This is a genomic window from Extibacter muris, from assembly GCF_004345005.1.
Taxonomy (GTDB): domain Bacteria; phylum Bacillota; class Clostridia; order Lachnospirales; family Lachnospiraceae; genus Extibacter; species Extibacter muris.
Genome location: NZ_SMMX01000006.1, coordinates 15,636 through 33,284, shown reverse-complemented (window position 1 = coordinate 33,284; position 17,649 = coordinate 15,636). Strand labels below are relative to the sequence as shown.

20 protein-coding genes are annotated in these 17,649 nt (G+C 46.6%); 16 read left to right on the top strand and 4 right to left on the bottom strand.

Going from position 1 to position 17,649, the window contains the following annotated elements:
• Positions 1–95: 95 nt before the first annotated feature.
• Entirely contained in the window at positions 96–758 is a 663-nt protein-coding gene (locus tag E1963_RS08515; RefSeq protein ID WP_201272020.1) for a helix-turn-helix domain-containing protein, read from the bottom strand.
• 502 nt (positions 759–1,260) lie between these two features.
• Between E1963_RS08515 and E1963_RS08510 the strand changes: the two genes are divergently transcribed.
• From E1963_RS08510 to E1963_RS08500, 3 genes are all read left to right on the top strand, one after another.
• Entirely contained in the window at positions 1,261–2,403 is a 1,143-nt protein-coding gene (locus tag E1963_RS08510; protein WP_132277126.1) for an XRE family transcriptional regulator, read from the top strand.
• The gene (locus tag E1963_RS08505; protein WP_009009528.1) at positions 2,396–2,602 is read left to right on the top strand and encodes an excisionase; all 207 of its coding nucleotides are present in this window, start codon (positions 2,396–2,398) and stop codon (positions 2,600–2,602) included. The genes E1963_RS08510 and E1963_RS08505 overlap by 8 nt, the downstream gene beginning before the upstream one ends.
• 78 nt (positions 2,603–2,680) lie before the next feature.
• Positions 2,681–3,874 (top strand): site-specific integrase, encoded by a 1,194-nt coding sequence (locus tag E1963_RS08500; protein ID WP_132277124.1) that lies wholly within the window; start codon positions 2,681–2,683, stop codon positions 3,872–3,874.
• Positions 3,875–4,043: 169 nt separating this feature from the next.
• Here the strand turns inward: E1963_RS08500 and E1963_RS08495 are convergent, their stop codons facing one another.
• Genes E1963_RS08495 through E1963_RS08485 form a run of 3 tightly spaced genes read right to left on the bottom strand, consistent with a single transcriptional unit; the run spans position 4,044 to position 6,440 of the window.
• Positions 4,044–4,862, bottom strand: coding sequence for a glycerophosphodiester phosphodiesterase (locus E1963_RS08495; RefSeq protein WP_132277122.1), 819 nt, complete (start codon positions 4,860–4,862; stop codon positions 4,044–4,046).
• A 24-nt stretch (positions 4,863–4,886) separates the two neighbouring features.
• Positions 4,887–5,804 carry a diacylglycerol/lipid kinase family protein gene (locus E1963_RS08490; RefSeq protein ID WP_132277120.1) on the bottom strand — a complete coding sequence of 306 codons (918 nt, stop codon included), beginning with the start codon at positions 5,802–5,804 and terminating at the stop codon, positions 4,887–4,889.
• 27 nt (positions 5,805–5,831) lie between these two features.
• Positions 5,832–6,440, bottom strand: a complete 609-nt coding sequence (locus E1963_RS08485; protein ID WP_132277118.1) for a TetR/AcrR family transcriptional regulator — start codon at positions 6,438–6,440, stop codon at positions 5,832–5,834.
• 187 nt (positions 6,441–6,627) lie between these two features.
• Between E1963_RS08485 and E1963_RS08480 the strand changes: the two genes are divergently transcribed.
• From E1963_RS08480 to E1963_RS08420, 13 genes are all read left to right on the top strand, one after another.
• Positions 6,628–7,638, top strand: coding sequence for an XdhC family protein (locus E1963_RS08480; RefSeq protein WP_132277116.1), 1,011 nt, complete (start codon positions 6,628–6,630; stop codon positions 7,636–7,638).
• 12 nt (positions 7,639–7,650) lie between these two features.
• A complete protein-coding gene (locus E1963_RS08475; RefSeq protein ID WP_132277114.1) occupies positions 7,651–8,013 on the top strand; it encodes a winged helix-turn-helix domain-containing protein in 363 nt (120 codons plus the stop codon).
• A 6-nt stretch (positions 8,014–8,019) separates the two neighbouring features.
• On the top strand, positions 8,020–8,505 hold the full coding sequence (gene moaC / locus E1963_RS08470) for a cyclic pyranopterin monophosphate synthase MoaC (protein WP_132277112.1): 486 nt from the start codon (positions 8,020–8,022) through the stop codon (positions 8,503–8,505).
• 18 nt (positions 8,506–8,523) lie between these two features.
• Positions 8,524–9,555 carry a molybdopterin-binding protein gene (locus tag E1963_RS08465; protein WP_132277110.1) on the top strand — a complete coding sequence of 344 codons (1,032 nt, stop codon included), beginning with the start codon at positions 8,524–8,526 and terminating at the stop codon, positions 9,553–9,555.
• Positions 9,552–10,517 carry a GTP 3',8-cyclase MoaA gene (gene moaA, locus E1963_RS08460; RefSeq protein WP_132277108.1) on the top strand — a complete coding sequence of 322 codons (966 nt, stop codon included), beginning with the start codon at positions 9,552–9,554 and terminating at the stop codon, positions 10,515–10,517. The genes E1963_RS08465 and moaA overlap by 4 nt, the downstream gene beginning before the upstream one ends.
• 2 nt (positions 10,518–10,519) lie before the next feature.
• Complete coding sequence (locus tag E1963_RS08455) at positions 10,520–10,951, top strand: MOSC domain-containing protein (RefSeq protein WP_132277106.1); 432 nt, start codon at positions 10,520–10,522, stop codon at positions 10,949–10,951.
• A 19-nt stretch (positions 10,952–10,970) separates the two neighbouring features.
• Entirely contained in the window at positions 10,971–11,843 is an 873-nt protein-coding gene (gene modA, locus E1963_RS08450; protein ID WP_132277104.1) for a molybdate ABC transporter substrate-binding protein, read from the top strand.
• 42 nt (positions 11,844–11,885) lie between these two features.
• Entirely contained in the window at positions 11,886–12,590 is a 705-nt protein-coding gene (gene modB, locus E1963_RS08445; RefSeq protein WP_132277102.1) for a molybdate ABC transporter permease subunit, read from the top strand.
• 19 nt (positions 12,591–12,609) lie between these two features.
• Positions 12,610–13,671 carry a sulfate/molybdate ABC transporter ATP-binding protein gene (locus E1963_RS08440; RefSeq protein WP_132277100.1) on the top strand — a complete coding sequence of 354 codons (1,062 nt, stop codon included), beginning with the start codon at positions 12,610–12,612 and terminating at the stop codon, positions 13,669–13,671.
• A gap of 54 nt (positions 13,672–13,725) precedes the next feature.
• Positions 13,726–13,956 carry a hypothetical protein gene (locus E1963_RS08435; RefSeq protein ID WP_132277098.1) on the top strand — a complete coding sequence of 77 codons (231 nt, stop codon included), beginning with the start codon at positions 13,726–13,728 and terminating at the stop codon, positions 13,954–13,956.
• A gap of 24 nt (positions 13,957–13,980) precedes the next feature.
• Complete coding sequence (locus E1963_RS08430) at positions 13,981–14,226, top strand: molybdopterin cofactor-binding domain-containing protein (RefSeq protein ID WP_243117645.1); 246 nt, start codon at positions 13,981–13,983, stop codon at positions 14,224–14,226.
• Positions 14,227–14,563: 337 nt separating this feature from the next.
• The gene (locus E1963_RS08425; protein WP_132277096.1) at positions 14,564–16,720 is read left to right on the top strand and encodes a Tex family protein; all 2,157 of its coding nucleotides are present in this window, start codon (positions 14,564–14,566) and stop codon (positions 16,718–16,720) included.
• A 34-nt stretch (positions 16,721–16,754) separates the two neighbouring features.
• Complete coding sequence (locus E1963_RS08420) at positions 16,755–17,618, top strand: YitT family protein (protein ID WP_132277094.1); 864 nt, start codon at positions 16,755–16,757, stop codon at positions 17,616–17,618.
• The last annotated feature ends 31 nt before the right edge of the window (positions 17,619–17,649 follow it).

Below are 17,649 nucleotides of genomic sequence, written 5' to 3'. Positions count from 1 at the left end.
ATAAAAAGCCCTGTCAAGAGCCTGCCACCATAGGTGGTGCTTTGCACTCTTGATCGGGCTTTTTAGATTTCTGTATCTTTAGTAAAGAGGAAACACTATCTCCTCGGTTTTGCGAAACCGATTTCCTCTAGGTAATGCTTATAATCTTCCTCATCAAAATCAGACTGTGGCGATACATCGGGAATATTTCGCTTTCTGCCGATGTCTGCCAGTTCCCTTAGCTGTTCATCATCATACGGATTGTCATACACATACCCCTGTGGCTGTTCCCCGTAGCGGTCAAGGCTGTGCAGTTCCTTGTACATCTTCAACAGTCGCTCTGTTTTCTGACGCTGGACTAACTGCTTGAGTTCCAGCAGTTCCTCAATGGAAGTCTTCGTATCGTCTAAATAATTTCGGACATACTCCGCCAGCTTGTCTTTCATGTAATACTGCCACTGCTCATGACTTTGGAAATATTCATTCTCATGCAGGGTATCTAAAGACACGTCAAAATCCGCCTCACGTCGGATAACGTCTATGAGAAACGGTTCTGCATGGTCTGTATGCGACCATTCCCCCGATAACAGTTCATTCGGCGTAATCCCTAATGCGTTCATTATCTTTTCCAGCGTTTCAAAGGTCGGATAGTTCAGCCCTCTTTCAATCTTGGACAGGCTCTGCATATTGATACCGATTTGGTCTGCCAGCTCCTGCTGTTTCATTCCCCTTGCTTTTCTTATGGTCTGTAAATTCTCTCCTAAAAGTCTGTATTTCATGGCATAGCCCTCCATATTCCGTTAAATCTTTCTGCTTATAAGCCTATCATACTTAATTAAATTCATTTTGTCAATAAAAAGTTGTTGACAAATAAGCATAGAGTGATTATTATAGTCTTGTAAAACAAATTAAGCCTATTAGATTGAATTGTAAACTTATTCAAGATTGGATAATCTATTCTATTAAACTTATGAGATTGAATAACGGTTGATATGGCATGGATAAGACAAACAGACAGACGCTGTCGTGTCGCTGGAAAATCTCCCAGATTTTTTAAGCGTTCCGACTTGTCGGAAAGCGACAGCGTCGGGCGAGCCTGTGGCGAGCCCAGTGCCCCCGTTCTCTAACAGGGGGGCACTATTTCACAAAAAACAAGTAAAAAACCATACAACCCCAAAGCTGTAAGGAGTTATGAGGAGTTTTAAGAAGATAGTGCATATCACACCTTTTGAAAGTTGGTTTACAGGTATTTCAAGGCTATTGTGGGATTGGAGGAATACAATGAACAACTTAGAATTTGCACTTGAAATGAAGAACAAGCGTCTTGCCAGCGGTCTTTCACAAGGAGAACTTGCAGGTCTTACCCATGTATCAAGATATAGTATCAACCGCTTTGAGAACGGAAAAGCCAACGCCAGCAGGGAAACACAGAACATTATCCTGCGTTCTTTGAATTACTGTATCTGCGAAAAGCCATTTACTTTATGGATTGACTATCTCGCTGTCCGTTTCCCGACCACGGACGGACTGGCTATCATCAGAAAATTGCTGGGAATAAAAGCAAGATACTTTATCCATTATGACTACGGGTATTATGGATATAAGGAACATTATGCCTATGGAGAAATCAAGGTCATGGTATCTGATGATGAACACATGGGCGTATTCGTGGAATTGAAAGGAACTGGCTCACGCAATATGGAGTACGTCTTACAGGCACAGCATAGGGACTGGTATATGTTTCTAAACCACTGTCTTGATTTGGGCGGTATCATCAAGCGTATTGATTTAGCGGTCAATGATATGTGCGGTCTGCTGGATATTCCTGTCCTGTCTGAAAAATACCACAGGGGAAATACGGAATGTCGCTCAAAAAGTTTTGAAAGTGTCCATAGTGGCAGGCTAGGCGGAAAAAATCGCCAGTCCGCAAACACTCTTTATATCGGCTCAAAGTCAAGTACGAAATATTTCTGTCTGTATGAAAAGGATAAGGAACAACAGGCAAAGGGCAAGAAAACGGATATTAAAAACCGCTTTGAAATCCGTCTGCGTAGCACAAAGGCGGTACAGGCAGTAGAGGAACTGTTATTGACACAGAATCCTCGTGAGCTGGTCTTTTATCTGATTACTGACTTTGTAGATTTTCCCGACTATTCATTGTGGGAGATATTCATTTCCCATGACAGCCTGCCTCTTGAAATGAACCCCGTACCTGTCAATTTAGAGCGTACTTTGTCATGGCTGGAAAGACAGGTCATGCCCTCACTCGTCATGTTAGAAGAAATCGACAGGCTGACAGGCACAAGTTATATGAAAGAGATTGACGAGAATTCCAAGCTGTCGGAAAAGCAGGAAATGACGGTCTTGCAGATGTGTATGGATATATCCGAAGTGATTGAAAGTGAGGGGGTGTTTTATGAGTAATGCACAGGATATTCCCGTATGGGAAAAATACACCCTTACCATTGAAGAAGCGTCAAAGTATTTCCGTATCGGAGAAAACAAGTTAAGACGATTGGCAGAGGAAAACAAGGACGCTGGCTGGCTCATTATGAATGGCAATCGCATACAGATTAAACGCCGACAGTTTGAAAAGGTCATTGATAAATTGGACGCAATCTAATGCAAATGAGCCTTGTATGTGTTATGATGAACACAAGTCATATCAAGGCTCTTTCCAACAAGGAAAGGAGCAGATACCATGAAAGAAAAAAGACGGGATAACAAAGGACGTATCCTGTATACTGGAGAGAGCCAACGAACAGACGGGAAATATTTATATAAATATGTGGACGCATTTGGGAACACAAAATATGTGTATGCTTGGAGATTGACACCCACAGACCCGACACCAAAGGGGAAACGGGAAAAAACCTCACTTCGAGAACTGGAACAGCAGATAAGACGGGATATAGAGGACGGTATCGACAGCACAGGCAAGAAAATGACGCTTTGCCAACTCTACGCCAAACAGAACGCACAGAGGGCAAACGTGAAGAAAAGCACACAGAAGCAACGGGAACAGCTCATGCGGTTATTGAAAGAGGACAAGTTAGGTGCTAGGAGCATTGACACAATCAAACCCTCTGACGCTAAGGAATGGGCGTTACGCATGAAAGACAAAGGCTTTTCCTACAATACCATTAACAACCATAAACGCTCGTTAAAAGCGTCATTCTATATCGCTATACAAGACGATTGCGTAAGGAAAAATCCTTTTGATTTCAAGTTGAGTGAAGTCCTAGAAAATGATACCAAAGAGAAAGTCGCATTGACAGAAGAACAGGAACAAACCTTACTGTCATTCATCAAGACGGACAACGTATATCACAAGTATTATGATGATGTGCTGATACTGTTAAAGACAGGACTTCGTATCTCGGAATTGTGCGGACTGACAGTAGATGATATTGATTTCAAGAATGAAGTTGTCATTATCGACCACCAGTTATTAAAAAGCAAGGAACAGGGCTATTATATTGAAACGCCTAAGACAAAAAGCGGAATAAGGCAAGTACCATTAAGCAAAGAAACGATACAGGCATTTCAACGGATTATGAAGAAACGCCCAAAGGCAGAACCATTTGTAGTTGACGGACGGGGCAACTTCTTATTTGTCAATCACAAAGGCAAGCCCAAAGTTGCCATTGATTACACTATGCTTTTTGTCCGTATGGTAAAGAAATACAACAAGCACCATAAAGATAACCCCTTGCCACATATCACACCGCATACGTTACGCCATACGTTCTGCACAAAGTTGGCAAACAAGAACATGAACCCGAAAGATTTACAGTATATCATGGGGCATTCAAATATCAGTATCACAATGAACTGGTACGCTCATGCGTCCATAGATACCGCAAAATCAGAGGTTCAGCGTCTAATCGCATAAAAAGTATTTACCACGATTTTAACCACGATTGACAGGGAAAATATAAGAAGATAGACCTAGATATGTGAGGTTTACCACAAAAGCAAAATGCCCGTAGAGCCGATAAAATAAGGCTTTGCGGACATTTGTGAAGATATAAAAAGATAGTCAAAAAGACATATATAATTTGTTAATAATTTTCATTTTGTTTTTCAAATATCTGCATATCGTAGCAGCGGATCCCTTCTGCAAGAGCGGCTTCTGTACGCAGCGTCCACACGGCTACAGGGGTATGGGTCAGAGAGCGGAGGGCAGATACGCTGAGATTCGGGAGGTCTGCCAGCTTGTAGGAGATGAAGTCCGGCCTTCCGAGAAAATTGGTGAGAAGATAGCGCACCATAAACCGCAGAAGCCACGGTTCTCTGCTCTTCTTTTTCGTCAGGTTATCAGACAGCTGCCCCCGCAGCACGTCTGGCGCGTGCAGCTTGAACCAGCGTATCCCCATCGTGTTGAAAGACTGGACAAGAAAAGGCCCGTGATAGCTTTTCAGCGTCTCATATAACACGCTGCAGATATCGGTTGCAGAAGAGGGAATCTTCATCTCGATGAGCAGCGGCACCTGGCCGTTGACGAGAGAGAGCACGTCTGTGAACAGGGGGATATGCTCTTTCGTGCCAGACAGGCAGTATCGTCCCAGTTCTTCGTATGTGAGATCCTCTATGGATTCCTTGCTGCCGCACACGCGCAGCAGGTCGTCATCGTGGAACACGGCCAGCTTCCTGTCCCGGGTCAGATGGACATCCAGTTCAATTCCATATCCCTTCTTAACAGCAGCCCGAAAAGCAGACAGAGAGTTCTCCGGGATGCCCCGTGATATACAGTGGTATCCCCGGTGGGCAAAAAGCGTGTGCTCATAGCGCCGCATCTGCCCTTTCCTCGAGGTACGTGGCCAGACGGCAAAGAAGTAGAGCGGGGGGATAAGAAGGAAGATAACAGGTATCATATACATAACGGCGGAATCCCTTTCCTTAATCTAAGATAATATGAGTTTCATTTTCTGGGGCTCGAGGGAGGCGCATATATGCCTCTGGAGGAAGATCGGTTCTCCGTCCGTGTGGACCGGAAGCGGTGTCCTGCTCACGATATCCGCCTTCCTGCAAGTAAAGATATGTATCCCTTTGAAGCGGACGTGACAGCCCTTAAAGGCAGTGGGAAGGAGGGCCAGCGCCTTCAGCTTGGACATGTTGGCAATCACGATGACATCGAGAAGGCCGTCCGAGGGGTCGGCATCCGGGCAGAATTTGAAGCCTCCTCCTTCGTAACGCGTGTTCATGGCAACGGCAAAATAGACGGATTCAAATTCCATCTTCCGGCTGTCATCAAGCGTGACGGTCATTTTACCCGGTTTCAGGGACATCATCAGACTCAATGCGACTCCGACATAAGACAGCTTGCCGAGCCCTATCTTGTTCAACAGGACTTTCAGGCGGGAGACCACGACCTGATGGCAGACGCCCGCATCGAAGCCGATACCGGTGCTTACCGCGAAACGCCGCCTCTTACCTTGATAGGACATGGCTCCTACATTAATATATGTATATTTGGACGGCGCCAGAATATGCCCGAGTGCCGTCAGGGGATCCGTAGACAGTCCGAGGCCGCGGGCGAAGTCATTGCTCGAGCCGATGGGGATATAGCCGAATGTCACCTGGCTCAGATCTGTGATACCATTCATGACCTCATTGACGGTGCCGTCGCCGCCGAGCACGATAAGCGTACATGGCCTCCGGTGGCAGGTAAGCTCTCTGGCGATACTGGTGGCATGACGCTGGTATCTTGTCAGATATGCCTGATAATCTGCGCCGCTTTCCTTTAACGAGCGTTCAATATCTTTCCAGACCTTGTGTCCAAGTCCGGAGCGGGCATTTGGGTTGACGATGAAAGTATACATGTATGGCCTCCTGACTGGTAAGAAAGTTTACAGCGCCCCGTCCAGATATGTCTCCAGCGAGCGGCGCATGTTGCCCTCGAAGTCTGCTTTGCCGCTTTTGAGACACCATTCAAATACGTTGCCGATGACGATTATCCGGATGTCTGTGGTGATATCGTCAAGGCTCGTGCGGGGGGTGACGATGCCCGCCTTGATCGCCTTGTCCAGATAGTTGCGCACTGTTACGATCGGATAAGGGCGTTCCGTACGTATGAGCGGGTTCAGCGACTGGTTCTTAGGCGTATAGTAGTTGGACATGAACTCCACGCCGAGCTCCCTGCAGTAGGTCACATAATTCAGATACACATGGACGATGGTCGTCTTGGCTTCCTCTGTATTGCCCGGAAGGTCGAGGTAGTCGGGATTGATGCTCGGCTGCTCTTCGATATAGTAGGAGAGCAGATCGTCCTTTGTCTTAAAGTGGTGGTAGAAGCTGCCGTTAGAGACACCGGCTTCCTCACATATGTTTTTGATTGACAGCGCCTCATATCCCTGCTTTTTCAAGATAGACTTGGCGGCACGGAATATCCTGGCCTTCGTTTCCTTTGACTTTAGCTGCTGCTTGGACAGTTCCTGTGTTTCATTTATCTCATTCATAGTATAGAATAATCCCTTCTTGATATGTACGTTTCCGTTTAGTCCAAGTATAGCATATGGAACTTTGTTTTTCAACGAAACAGAGTGAACTCTGTATTGCGAATAAAACTGTTCTTGCAGTTGAAAAAATAACGTGATATGATAATAAAACAACGAGTTGTTTTGTGAAAACACTCGGGAGGATAATATGGAAAAAACATTTAGACAGATAAAACGAAAATCAGAGGAAGATATAGATGTGATCTTAGTCACGATCATCGCCGGAAAGGGTTCTGTTCCCCGAGGGGCTGGTGCAAGGATGTGGCTGTCCAGGGACGGGGAGATGTCAGGAACTATCGGCGGCGGCAATGTGGAATACCATGCAGCAATGAAGGCGAGAGAGCTGCTGGAGCGAAAGCGGTCCTTTATGACCGGATATAACTTGGGACAATCGGATATTGCGGATATGGGTATGGTATGCGGTGGGCAGGTACAAGTATTGTTCCAGTACTTATGCAAGAAGGATATTCCGTGCATGGAAGCAGTCATTACACAGTGTGGGAAGACAAAGGATGCGTGGTTATTGCTTCATGTGACAGACGCAGACACCTGGGATATGCGTGTAATGACCAAAGAGGAAGCGGCAGGCCATAAGGAGTATGAAGAGATTTTAAAATTGATGAAAAATAAGCCTGCTTATTTAGAAACCGGCTCTGGTAATTATTATATAGAATCATTGGAAGAAACCGGGATTGTCTATGTCTTTGGCGGAGGACATGTGGCACAGGAGCTGGTGCCTCTTTTATCCCATCTGGGCTTTCAGTGCTTTGTTACAGATGACCGCAGGGAATTTGCCAGCAAAGAGCGGTTCCCGGATGCTGTAGAGACGCTGGTCTGCGACTATGATGAACTGGAAGAACATATTCATATTAAAAGTTGTGACTATGTGGTAATTATGACGAGAGGGCATCAGTATGACTATGAGGTGCAGACGCAGCTTCTAAAGTATAATCCATTCTACATGGGAATTATGGGTAGCCGTAATAAGATTGCTTATGTGTCCGGGCGACTGTTGAATGATGGGTATACGAAAGAGGAGATCGGTAAGTGCCACATGCCGATTGGTACAGCCATCAAGGCAGAGACACCGGCAGAGATTGCGGTCAGTATTGCAGGAGAACTGATATGTAAGCGGGCAGCAGGAAAACTTTCAGGATAGAGGAGAAGAAAAATGGAGGCAAAGTCAGGAAATAAGACGCGGTATCGTCCCGTAATTACTGTAAGAATGGCTGGGGACAATGTGTTTTTCGGACCGGGAGTTGCCATGCTTTTAAAAGAGCTGGTATCAACGGGAACCATGAAGGATGCATGCAGAATTTCAAAGATTTCTTATTCTAAAGCATGGAAAATTCTGAACACAGCGGAAAAGGAACTTGGCTTTCCGCTGGTACATAGACTTCACGGCGGGAAAAACGGCGGCGGCTGTATCGTGACGGAACAGGGGAAAGAATTGATGAGAGTGTACTCGGAAGTGGACAGGCAGATTAAAGAGTATGCGCAGAAGTTATTTGAAAATATGAATAGTCAGGAGTAAAATACGTTGAGCGAATTTACACATTTTGACAATGCAGGAAATGCGATAATGGTAGATGTATCTGAAAAGAAGGTGACGGACAGAACGGCAGCGGCGGCCGGAATTATTAAGACAAAACCCGAAGTTATCCTCGCTGTTGTGCAGCAGTCTGCTGCAAAAGGAGATGTGCTTGGGGTGGCCCAAGTGGCAGGAATCATGGCAGTGAAACAGACGGCGGCAATCATCCCAATGTGTCACGTACTTCTTATCCGGAAATGCACCATTGATTTTGACATCAACGAGGAAGACAGTGAAATACGGGCAGTCTGCTCCGTCAAAACAGACGGGAAGACAGGTGTGGAGATGGAGGCGCTGACAGGTGTAAGTGTGGCGCTGCTGACCATATATGATATGTGTAAGGCCATGGATAAAAGCATGGTAATGACAGATATCCATCTGCTGGAGAAAACCGGCGGAAAGAGCGGGGATTATATAAGCGTAGACGGCCAATGACGGAGGGGGATTATATATATGAAAATGGTGAGGACAGAAGATTCAGTCGGACATATGCTCTGCCATGATATTACACAGATTATACCGGGTGTGACGAAAGATGCGGTGTTCCGGAAAGGACACATTGTGCGGGAAGAGGATATTCCGCTTCTGTTAAGCGTCGGTAAGGAGCATCTGTATATTTGGGAAAACAGCGAACATGTGATACATGAAAATGATGCGGCGGCTGTCTTATATCATATTTGCAAAGGAAATCACATGCATGGCAGTGAAGTGAAAGAAGGGAAGATTGAACTGATTGCCGATTGTGATGGTTTATTGAAGATAGACCGTCCAAAGCTTCACAAGATCAATGCATTGGGCGAGATGATGATTGCCTCAAGGCATGGTGATTTTCCTATAAAAAAGGGAGATAAGATTGCAGGTACGAGGATTATTCCGCTGATGATAGAGAAAGAAAAATTAGAAAAGGCGGAAGAAGCAGGGAAAGGAGGATCTGTTTTTCAAATTTTGCCAATTGAGCCTAAAAAAGTGGGTGTAATTACAACAGGCAGCGAAATGTATAAAGGAAGAATAAAAGATGCATTTACCCCTGTTCTGGAAGAAAAATTAAAAGAGTATGGAAGCCGGATGGTTATGCACGATATTTGTGATGATAATCATGAGATGATTACCGCGGCGATTTTAAAGATGCAGAAAAATGGAATGGATATGATTATTTGTACCGGAGGGATGAGCGTAGACCCGGACGACCGCACCCCGCTTGCAATAAAGAATACAGGCGCTCACATTATCACCTATGGTGCACCGGTGCTTCCGGGAGCGATGTTTCTCTTGTCCTACGGTAAAAATGGAGTGCCGGTCATTGGGCTGCCGGGCTGTGTGATGTACGCGAAAAGAACCATTTTTGACTTAATACTGCCGAGGGTGCTGGCGGGGGAGAGGCTTGCGGCATCGGATTTTATCAGCATGGGAGAAGGCGGCCTGTGTTTATCCTGTGATGTGTGTACATATCCAAATTGTGGTTTTGGTAAAGGGGCCGGATTATGAAAGATACATATGAAAGAGAAATAGATTATATGCGCCTGTCTATTACTGACCGCTGTAATCTAAGATGCAGGTATTGTATGCCTGACGGTATAGAACTTTTGCCAAGAGATGAGATTCTTACGTTGGATGAGATTGAACTGATCTGCAAAGAGGCCGCAGCGCTCGGTATCCATAAGCTTAAGATAACAGGGGGAGAGCCGCTTGTAAGAAAAGACTGCGTGTCTTTGGTACACAGCCTGAAGAGGATCCCCGGAATTACACAGGTGACTCTTACGACGAATGGAGTTCTGCTGCCGGAATATGCCGGGGACTTAAAAAAGGCCGGTATCGATGGGATTAACGTTAGCCTGGATACATTAGACCAGGAGAACTATCGTGAGATCACCGGGTTTGATGCTCTTCCCGCTGTTTTAAAAGGAATAGCCCAAAGCCAGGAGCTTGGTATTCGGATAAAGGTGAACACCGTTCTGCAGCGTGATATGAATGAGGAAGCGTGGAAGTCCATTGCCAGATTAGCTGAAATCTATCCGTTGGATGTGCGGTTTATAGAGATGATGCCTATAGGGCATGGGAAATCCTATGAGACAATAGCCAATACTGTTGTTTTAGAAAAGATAAAAGAGAAATTTGGGGCGGCCATACGAGATGAAAGCCTGCATGGGAACGGCCCTGCCATTTACTATAAAATAGCCGGGTTTAGAGGCAGTATTGGATTCATTAGTGCAATACATGGGAAATTCTGCAGCAAGTGTAACCGTATCCGCTTAACGTCAACAGGACAGTTGAAGCCATGCCTCTGTTTTGGAGAGAGTATTTCTGTAAAGGAGGCAGTTCGGTTAGGGGACCGGGCAAAGGTTCGGCGGCAGATTGAAAAAGCGATTATACATAAACCAGGAATGCATCAGTTTGAGCAGGAAGCGGCGATTACAGAAAAGAAAGACATGAGGCAGATAGGAGGATAGACATGGGCGTAATTAAAGGGATATGTGTCAGTGAAAAAAAAGGGACACAAAAACAAGAAGTATATCAGGCAGAGCTCCGGGAAGATTGGGGAATTGCGGGAGATGCCCATGCGGGGAAATGGCACAGGCAGGTCAGTCTGTTATCCTTTGAGAAGATAGAGGATTTCCGAAAGAAAGGTGCGGAAGTAGAATTCGGTGCATTTGGTGAAAACCTGATTGTGGAGGGGTATGATTTAAGCAGACTTCCCATAGGAACCCGGTTTCAGGTTGGGGATGCAGTACTCCGGCTGACACAGATCGGCAAGCAATGTCATGCACATTGTGAGATATATAAAGTCATGGGGGATTGTATTATGCCCAGGGAAGGCGTATTTACCGAGGTATTGAAAGGCGGACACATTCAGCCGGGAGATGAGATCAACATTATTGAATAAAGCAGAAAGGAACTCAGCTATGAAAAAAAAGGTATTTTCCGTATTACTGGTATTATGTATGACAGCAGGCATTACAGGCTGCTCATCCAAAAGTGGCAGTGACAAGGCAGAGGCAGACACAAAGCAGGAAACAGAAGAAACGGAAATTCGGGTATTTATTGCAGCAAGCTTGAATACGGTCATGCAGGAACTGGCAGAGGCTTATCATAAAGAACATCCGGAAGTGAAGATTACATTTAACGCAGACAGCTCAGGCACCCTGCTGACCCAGATTGAAGAAGGTTACGAATGTGATATCTTCTTTTCGGCAGCACAAAAGCAGATGGATCAATTGGAAACAGACGGACTTGTGAAGGCAGGCACAAGGGCGAATGTAGTAAATAATCAGGTAGTCCTGATATCATTAAAAGACAGTGACACAAAAGTAGCCGGATTAGAAAATTTGCAGGATGCTTCCAGTATTGCGCTGGCAGGCGGAAGTGTGCCGGTAGGAAAATATACGAGAGAAGCTTTTGTGAAACTTGGGGTATTAAGCGGTAAGGAAGACGCATCTGAATATACGTCTGCGGAGGTATCTGAAGCGCTTGGCGGTGTGGAGATCAGTGAACAGTATAATGTAAGCAAAGTATTGATTGCAGTAGCGGAAGGTGCTTGCGAGGTCGGTACGACCTATTATTCCGATACATACGGATATGAAGATAAGCTGGACATTCTGCAGACAGTAAGTTATGATTTGACAGGTAATGTCATTTATCCGGTGTGCCTTGTGGATAATAAAGAAGCAGATGATACGCAGATGAAGGCGGCAGAGGATTTTTACGAATTCATCCTCTCCGATGATGCAAAAGCAGTGTTTGACAACTACTACTTTGATACCGATGTGGAACGGTAGAAATATATGAATAAAAGGTAATAAAAAAGGGGGGAGAAATCGGTGGATGAGTTTTGGGAAATTATAAAGGGGCTGGATTTCAGTCCGTTATGGATATCGTTGAAAACAGGAATTATCGCAACGGTTCTCTCCTTTTTTCTTGGCATTTTTGCAGCGAGAAAAGTGATAAAAGCGAGGCCGGCAGTGAAAGCGGTGGTTGATGGCCTATTGACGCTGCCCATGGTGCTTCCACCTACGGTTGCGGGTTTTTTCCTGTTGCTTATCTTTAGTACGAGGCGTCCATTTGGAGCGTATTTATTTGAGACTTTTGATATAAAAGTGGTGCAAAGTTTTCTCGGGTGTATACTGGCGGCTGCCGTGATAGCATTTCCATTGATGTACCGCAATGCAAGAGCCGCATTTGAGCAGATTGATGTGAATCTTGTCTATGCGGGACGTACCCTCGGCATGTCTGATGTGCGGATATTCTGGCAAGTGGTGATACCGACGGCGGGGCCGGGGGTTTTTGCCGGAACAATATTGACCTTTGCCAGAGCCTTGGGAGAGTACGGGGCGACATCCATGCTGGCGGGAAACATTGCTGGAAAGACCGGAACGATATCCCAGAAAATCGCAATGGTCATTCAGGATGGGGACTTTCTGACGGCCGGTGTGTGGGTGGCGATTATTATGGTCATAGCATTCGTTATCATCGTGCTGATGAATGCCGCAATTGGAAAGCAAATGAACCATATAGAACCATGGTAAAAGAAAAGAGAATGGATAAATGGCTGTACATATCTGTGTGAAAAAAGACTTCGGCGGTTTTATGCTGGATGTGGATGTTAAAAGTGACAGTAAGAGAATAGGGATACTTGGAGCGTCGGGATGCGGAAAAAGCATGACGCTTCGTTGCATTTCCGGGATTGTAAAGCCGGATGCCGGTATTGTTAAGGTGGAGCAGAATGTCTACTTTGATGCAAAAGCTAAAATAAATTTAAAACCGCGGGAAAGAAGCATCGGTTATCTCTTTCAGAATTATGCGCTTTTTCCCACGATGTCAGTGGAAAAAAATATTGGAATCGGCATCCGGGGTACAAAAGCAGAACGAAAAGAAAAAGTGGAACAGATGATGGAACGGTTCCAGATAGAAAGTCTGCGGAATCGTCTGCCACGGCAATTGTCCGGGGGACAGCAGCAGCGTGCGGCACTGGCAAGGATACTCGTCTGTAATCCGAGAATCCTGCTTTTGGATGAACCTTTTTCTGCCTTAGATATCCATCTGAGAGATAAGATGCAGCAGGAGCTGTTAGAGATTCTGGAAGACTACGGGGGAACGGTTATTATGGTGTCCCATAACCGGGATGAAATCTACCGGTTTAGTGAAGAGCTGTTCATACTGGATGAAGGTGCAGTAAAAGGAAAAGGGGATACGAAACAAGTATTTAATAATCCGGGCAGCTTTGCGGCGGCGAAATTAACCGGATGCAAGAATATTGCACAAGCAAGGCAGGAGGGGGACAGGACAGCAGATGTCAAAGCGTGGGATATGAAGTTTCAGATGCGGCGGAAGCTTCCGGATAACCTTAGCGGGGTGGCAATCCGTGCCCATGAATTCCAGATAGAAAAGCCGCAGGAAGAGCCGTACCTTGTATTTCCAGTCTGCGGACCAAGAGTAACAGAAGACCTGTTTGAATACAACATAGCATTTTATACCAGTGAAAACGCGAAAGAACCTATACAGTGGAAGATTGGAAAAGACCGGTTTGAGGCAAAGAGACAGAACATTCCCAATGAAGTATATCTTAAGGAAGGTAAGCTGCTGCTGTTAGAGAGTGAGAAATATTGATTGTTGCGGCAGTGAAATGAGCAGGGGAATTATTAATTGAGGAGGGGAAAAATAATGGCATGTGAAATCCCTAAAAATGGTATGCTCGGAGCAAGTGTACCGGTCCGTGATGCGTCACTGAAAGTGACCGGACAGATTAGATACGGGAGATATGAAGCTTCCGTGCATGCTTTATGTAAAAATGCTTTTTTCTTCACATCCTCATGCAAGGAAGCGGCACTTAAAACTGCATCCCGCACCTATACAAGACGTTTGAAATGCCTGCGGCAGATCATTGCGCAATAGAGACTCACGTCTCCATTGCCGAATATGACGCGGCAGGGAAGCTCACCGATTGGAGTCGGTATGGGGTGTGGCTCTCACGGTACATACATGTTCCCGTTTATGCCGGATGTCACGGGCATTACCATGAAGATGAACGAGGATGGCACCATAGTATTTACTACCGGAACCTCAGATATGGGTAATGGGTCGGTAACAACACGATGCATGATGATTTCCGAGGTACTGGGTATCCCGCTGGATAGTATTGCATACATAGACAGGAGAGATTAAGATTCTGTACCATAGCCAATGCGGTATCCATTGCAGTCGGGACACAGTTTTACAAATGCCAATACGGCCGGGGAATTGGAAGCATTAAAGGATATGAAATCCAGGTCAAACGCATGAAAAAAGTTGACGAGTAAAAACTCGTCGCTTTTTTATGCATTTGTGAAATATCTTGTACTGGAAAACGGAATTACCTCCTAATTTAGAAAAGATCATTTTTCAACATGAAACAGGGTAAACTCTGTATTGCAAATAAAGCAAGGGTGCGGGTTGAAAAGCGCTTTCTTTTCGATTACAATATAGCTTAGTGCTTATATAAAATAAAGGGGAATACATTTACATGGATATTAATCAGAAAATAACTGAAGAATTAAGCGTCAAGAGATGGCAGGTGGACGCCGCGGTCAATCTGATCGGTGAAGGCAATACGATCCCGTTTATTGCCAGATATAGGAAAGAGGCAACGGGAACGCTGGATGATGAACAGCTCCGCAAGCTCTTTGAACGGCTTACGTATCTGCGCAGCCTGGAAGAGAAAAAAGAGCAGGTGCTGTCAAGCATCGAGGAACAGGGCAATATGACGGAAGAGCTGAAGAGGCAGATACTGGCTGCAGAGACGCTCGTCGTCGTGGAAGACCTGTACCGTCCATACCGGCCCAAGAGAAGGACGCGGGCAATGATTGCCAAAGAGAAGGGGCTGGAACCGCTGGCAGACCTCATCCTCTCTCAGGAGCTCGCACATCCTCTGGAAGAAGAGGCGCTGCCTTATGTAGATGAGGAAAAAGGAGTCGGCACGGTTAAGGAGGCTGTGGACGGGGCGAAAGACATCATAGCCGAACGCATATCTGATGAGGCGGATTACCGCATATGGATACGGAAGCTCACAGCCCAGAAAGGCCGCGTCGTGTCTCAAGCGAAGGATGAAAAAGCGGAATCTGTCTATGAAATGTATTATGATTTTGAAGAGCCTGTCAGCAGGCTGGCTGGACATCGCGTGCTGGCACTGAACAGGGGAGAGAAGGAGAAGTTTCTGACGGTCAAGGTAGAAGCGCCGGAGGAAGACATCATCCGGTATCTGGAGAAGAAGACGATCGTCTCGGACAACCCATATACGGCTCCTGTTCTGAAAGAGGTGGCAGAAGACAGCTACAAGAGGCTGATTGCGCCTGCCATCGAGCGGGAAATCAGGAATGACCTGACGGAACGGGCGGAAGACGGGGCGATTGAAGTGTTTGGCAAGAATCTGGAGCAGCTCCTTATGCAGCCACCGATCGTGGGACAGACGGTGCTTGGCTGGGACCCGGCATTCCGCACGGGCTGCAAGCTGGCAGTCGTAGACCCGACAGGCAAGGTCATCGGCACGACGGTCATCTACCCGACCGCTCCGACGACACCGCAGAAGATGGAGGCAGCCAGGAACCTGCTCAAGAAAATTATCAAAAAATACAATATCACACTCATATCGCTCGGCAATGGGACTGCGTCCAGGGAATCAGAACAGTTCATCGTGGAGCTTCTGAAAGAGATACCTGAGAAGGTACAGTATGTCATCGTGAGCGAGGCCGGTGCGTCAGTCTACTCTGCGAGCAAGCTGGCTTCAGAGGAGTTCCCGAAGTTTGATGTAGGGCAGCGGAGTGCCACGTCTATCGCGAGAAGGCTTCAAGATCCCCTTGCGGAACTTGTCAAGATAGACCCGAAATCTATCGGCGTAGGACAGTATCAGCATGACATGAACCAGAAGAAACTGAGCGAGACGCTCTCCGGTGTCGTGGAAGGCTGTGTCAATAAAGTCGGGGTGGACCTGAATACGGCTTCTGCCCCGCTGCTCTCCTATATCTCGGGCATCACGGGGACGATAGCGAAGAATATCGTCACATACCGTGAGGAGAATGGAAAGTTCTTGAACCGGAGGCAGCTGCTGAAAGTGGCGAAGCTCGGACCGAAGGCTTATGAACAGTGTGCCGGATTCATGCGGATTCAGAATGGTGACAATCCGCTGGATGCAACGAGCGTACATCCGGAATCCTATGAGGCGGCCGAAAAGCTGCTTGAGAAGCAAGGGTTCTCTATAGAGGATATCAGGGGCGGAAAGCTGACCGGCCTGTCGCTTACGATCAAGGACTACAGCCGGCTTGCAAAAGAGCTCGGTGTCGGAGAGATTACACTCAGGGATATGGTGAAAGAGCTTGAGAAGCCTGCCAGGGATCCGCGTGATGAGATGCCGAGGCCCATATTGAGGACGGATGTGCTGGAGATGAAGGACCTGACAGAAGGGATGGTCTTAAAGGGCACGGTGCGCAATGTCATCGACTTCGGCGTGTTCGTGGACATCGGCGTACACCAGGACGGCCTTGTGCATATCTCTGAGATAACGGATAAGAAGTTTATCAAACATCCGCTGGAAGCGGTGAGCGTCGGAGATATCGTGGATGTGAAAGTAATGAGCGTCGACCTTAAGAAGAAGCGGATTCAGCTGACGATGAAGGGAATATCTTAACGGGACGCAGTAGTGTCATTGGGGGAAATATAAAATGAAGAAAAATTTGAAAATTGTACTCGGGGTGCTGGCGGGAAATGCGATTCTGGCTCTGGCGGTGGCAGCATTTGTCGTGCCACACGGAATCATCATGGGAGGTGCGACCGGTATCGGTCTGGCAATCACCCACTATGTATCTGTCAACCTGTCTGTCGTCATCTTTATTGTCAATGCCATACTCTTTGTGCTTGGGGCATTTACGCTTGGCAGGAAGTTTGCGCTTACTACCATTATCAGTACCTTCGTATATCCGGTATTCCTTGAGGTCGCAAGTAAGATTCCAGGGGTGGGCAGCCTGACGGACAACATACTGCTTGCCACCGTGTACGCCGGACTACTGCTTGGCCTCGGCATCGGGCTTGTCGTGCGGCAGGGGGCCTCTACCGGCGGTACGGATATTCTGGCGCTCGTGCTGAACAAGTTTCTGCATGGACCGGTGGCGGTGTTCATGTATATCGTGGATTTCATCGTACTCGGATGCCAGATATTCTTTTCAGGCCCAGAGCAGATCCTGTATGGCATCCTGGCACTTATGCTCATGACGATGGTGATGAACAGAGTGGTGCTATTCGGACAGACACAGATACAGCTCTTTATCATCTCTGAGAAGCATGAGGAGATCCGGCAGAGGATCCTTAAAGATATGAACGTAGGCGCGACGATGGTGCACATCGAGACCGGCTACGGAAAAGAGCAGCAGAAAGGCGTGCTCTGCATCATCCCGCACCGGAAGCTGTATGCAGTGAATGATACGATCAGCAGGATTGATGACAAGGCATTCACGACCATCACTCAGATAAAAGAAGTGAAAGGGCGCGGTTTTACCATGGAGCGGGTCAGCTATCAGGAGGAACTGTAAGTTTAAGTGAAGTGGCTCCCCGCCCGCCGCC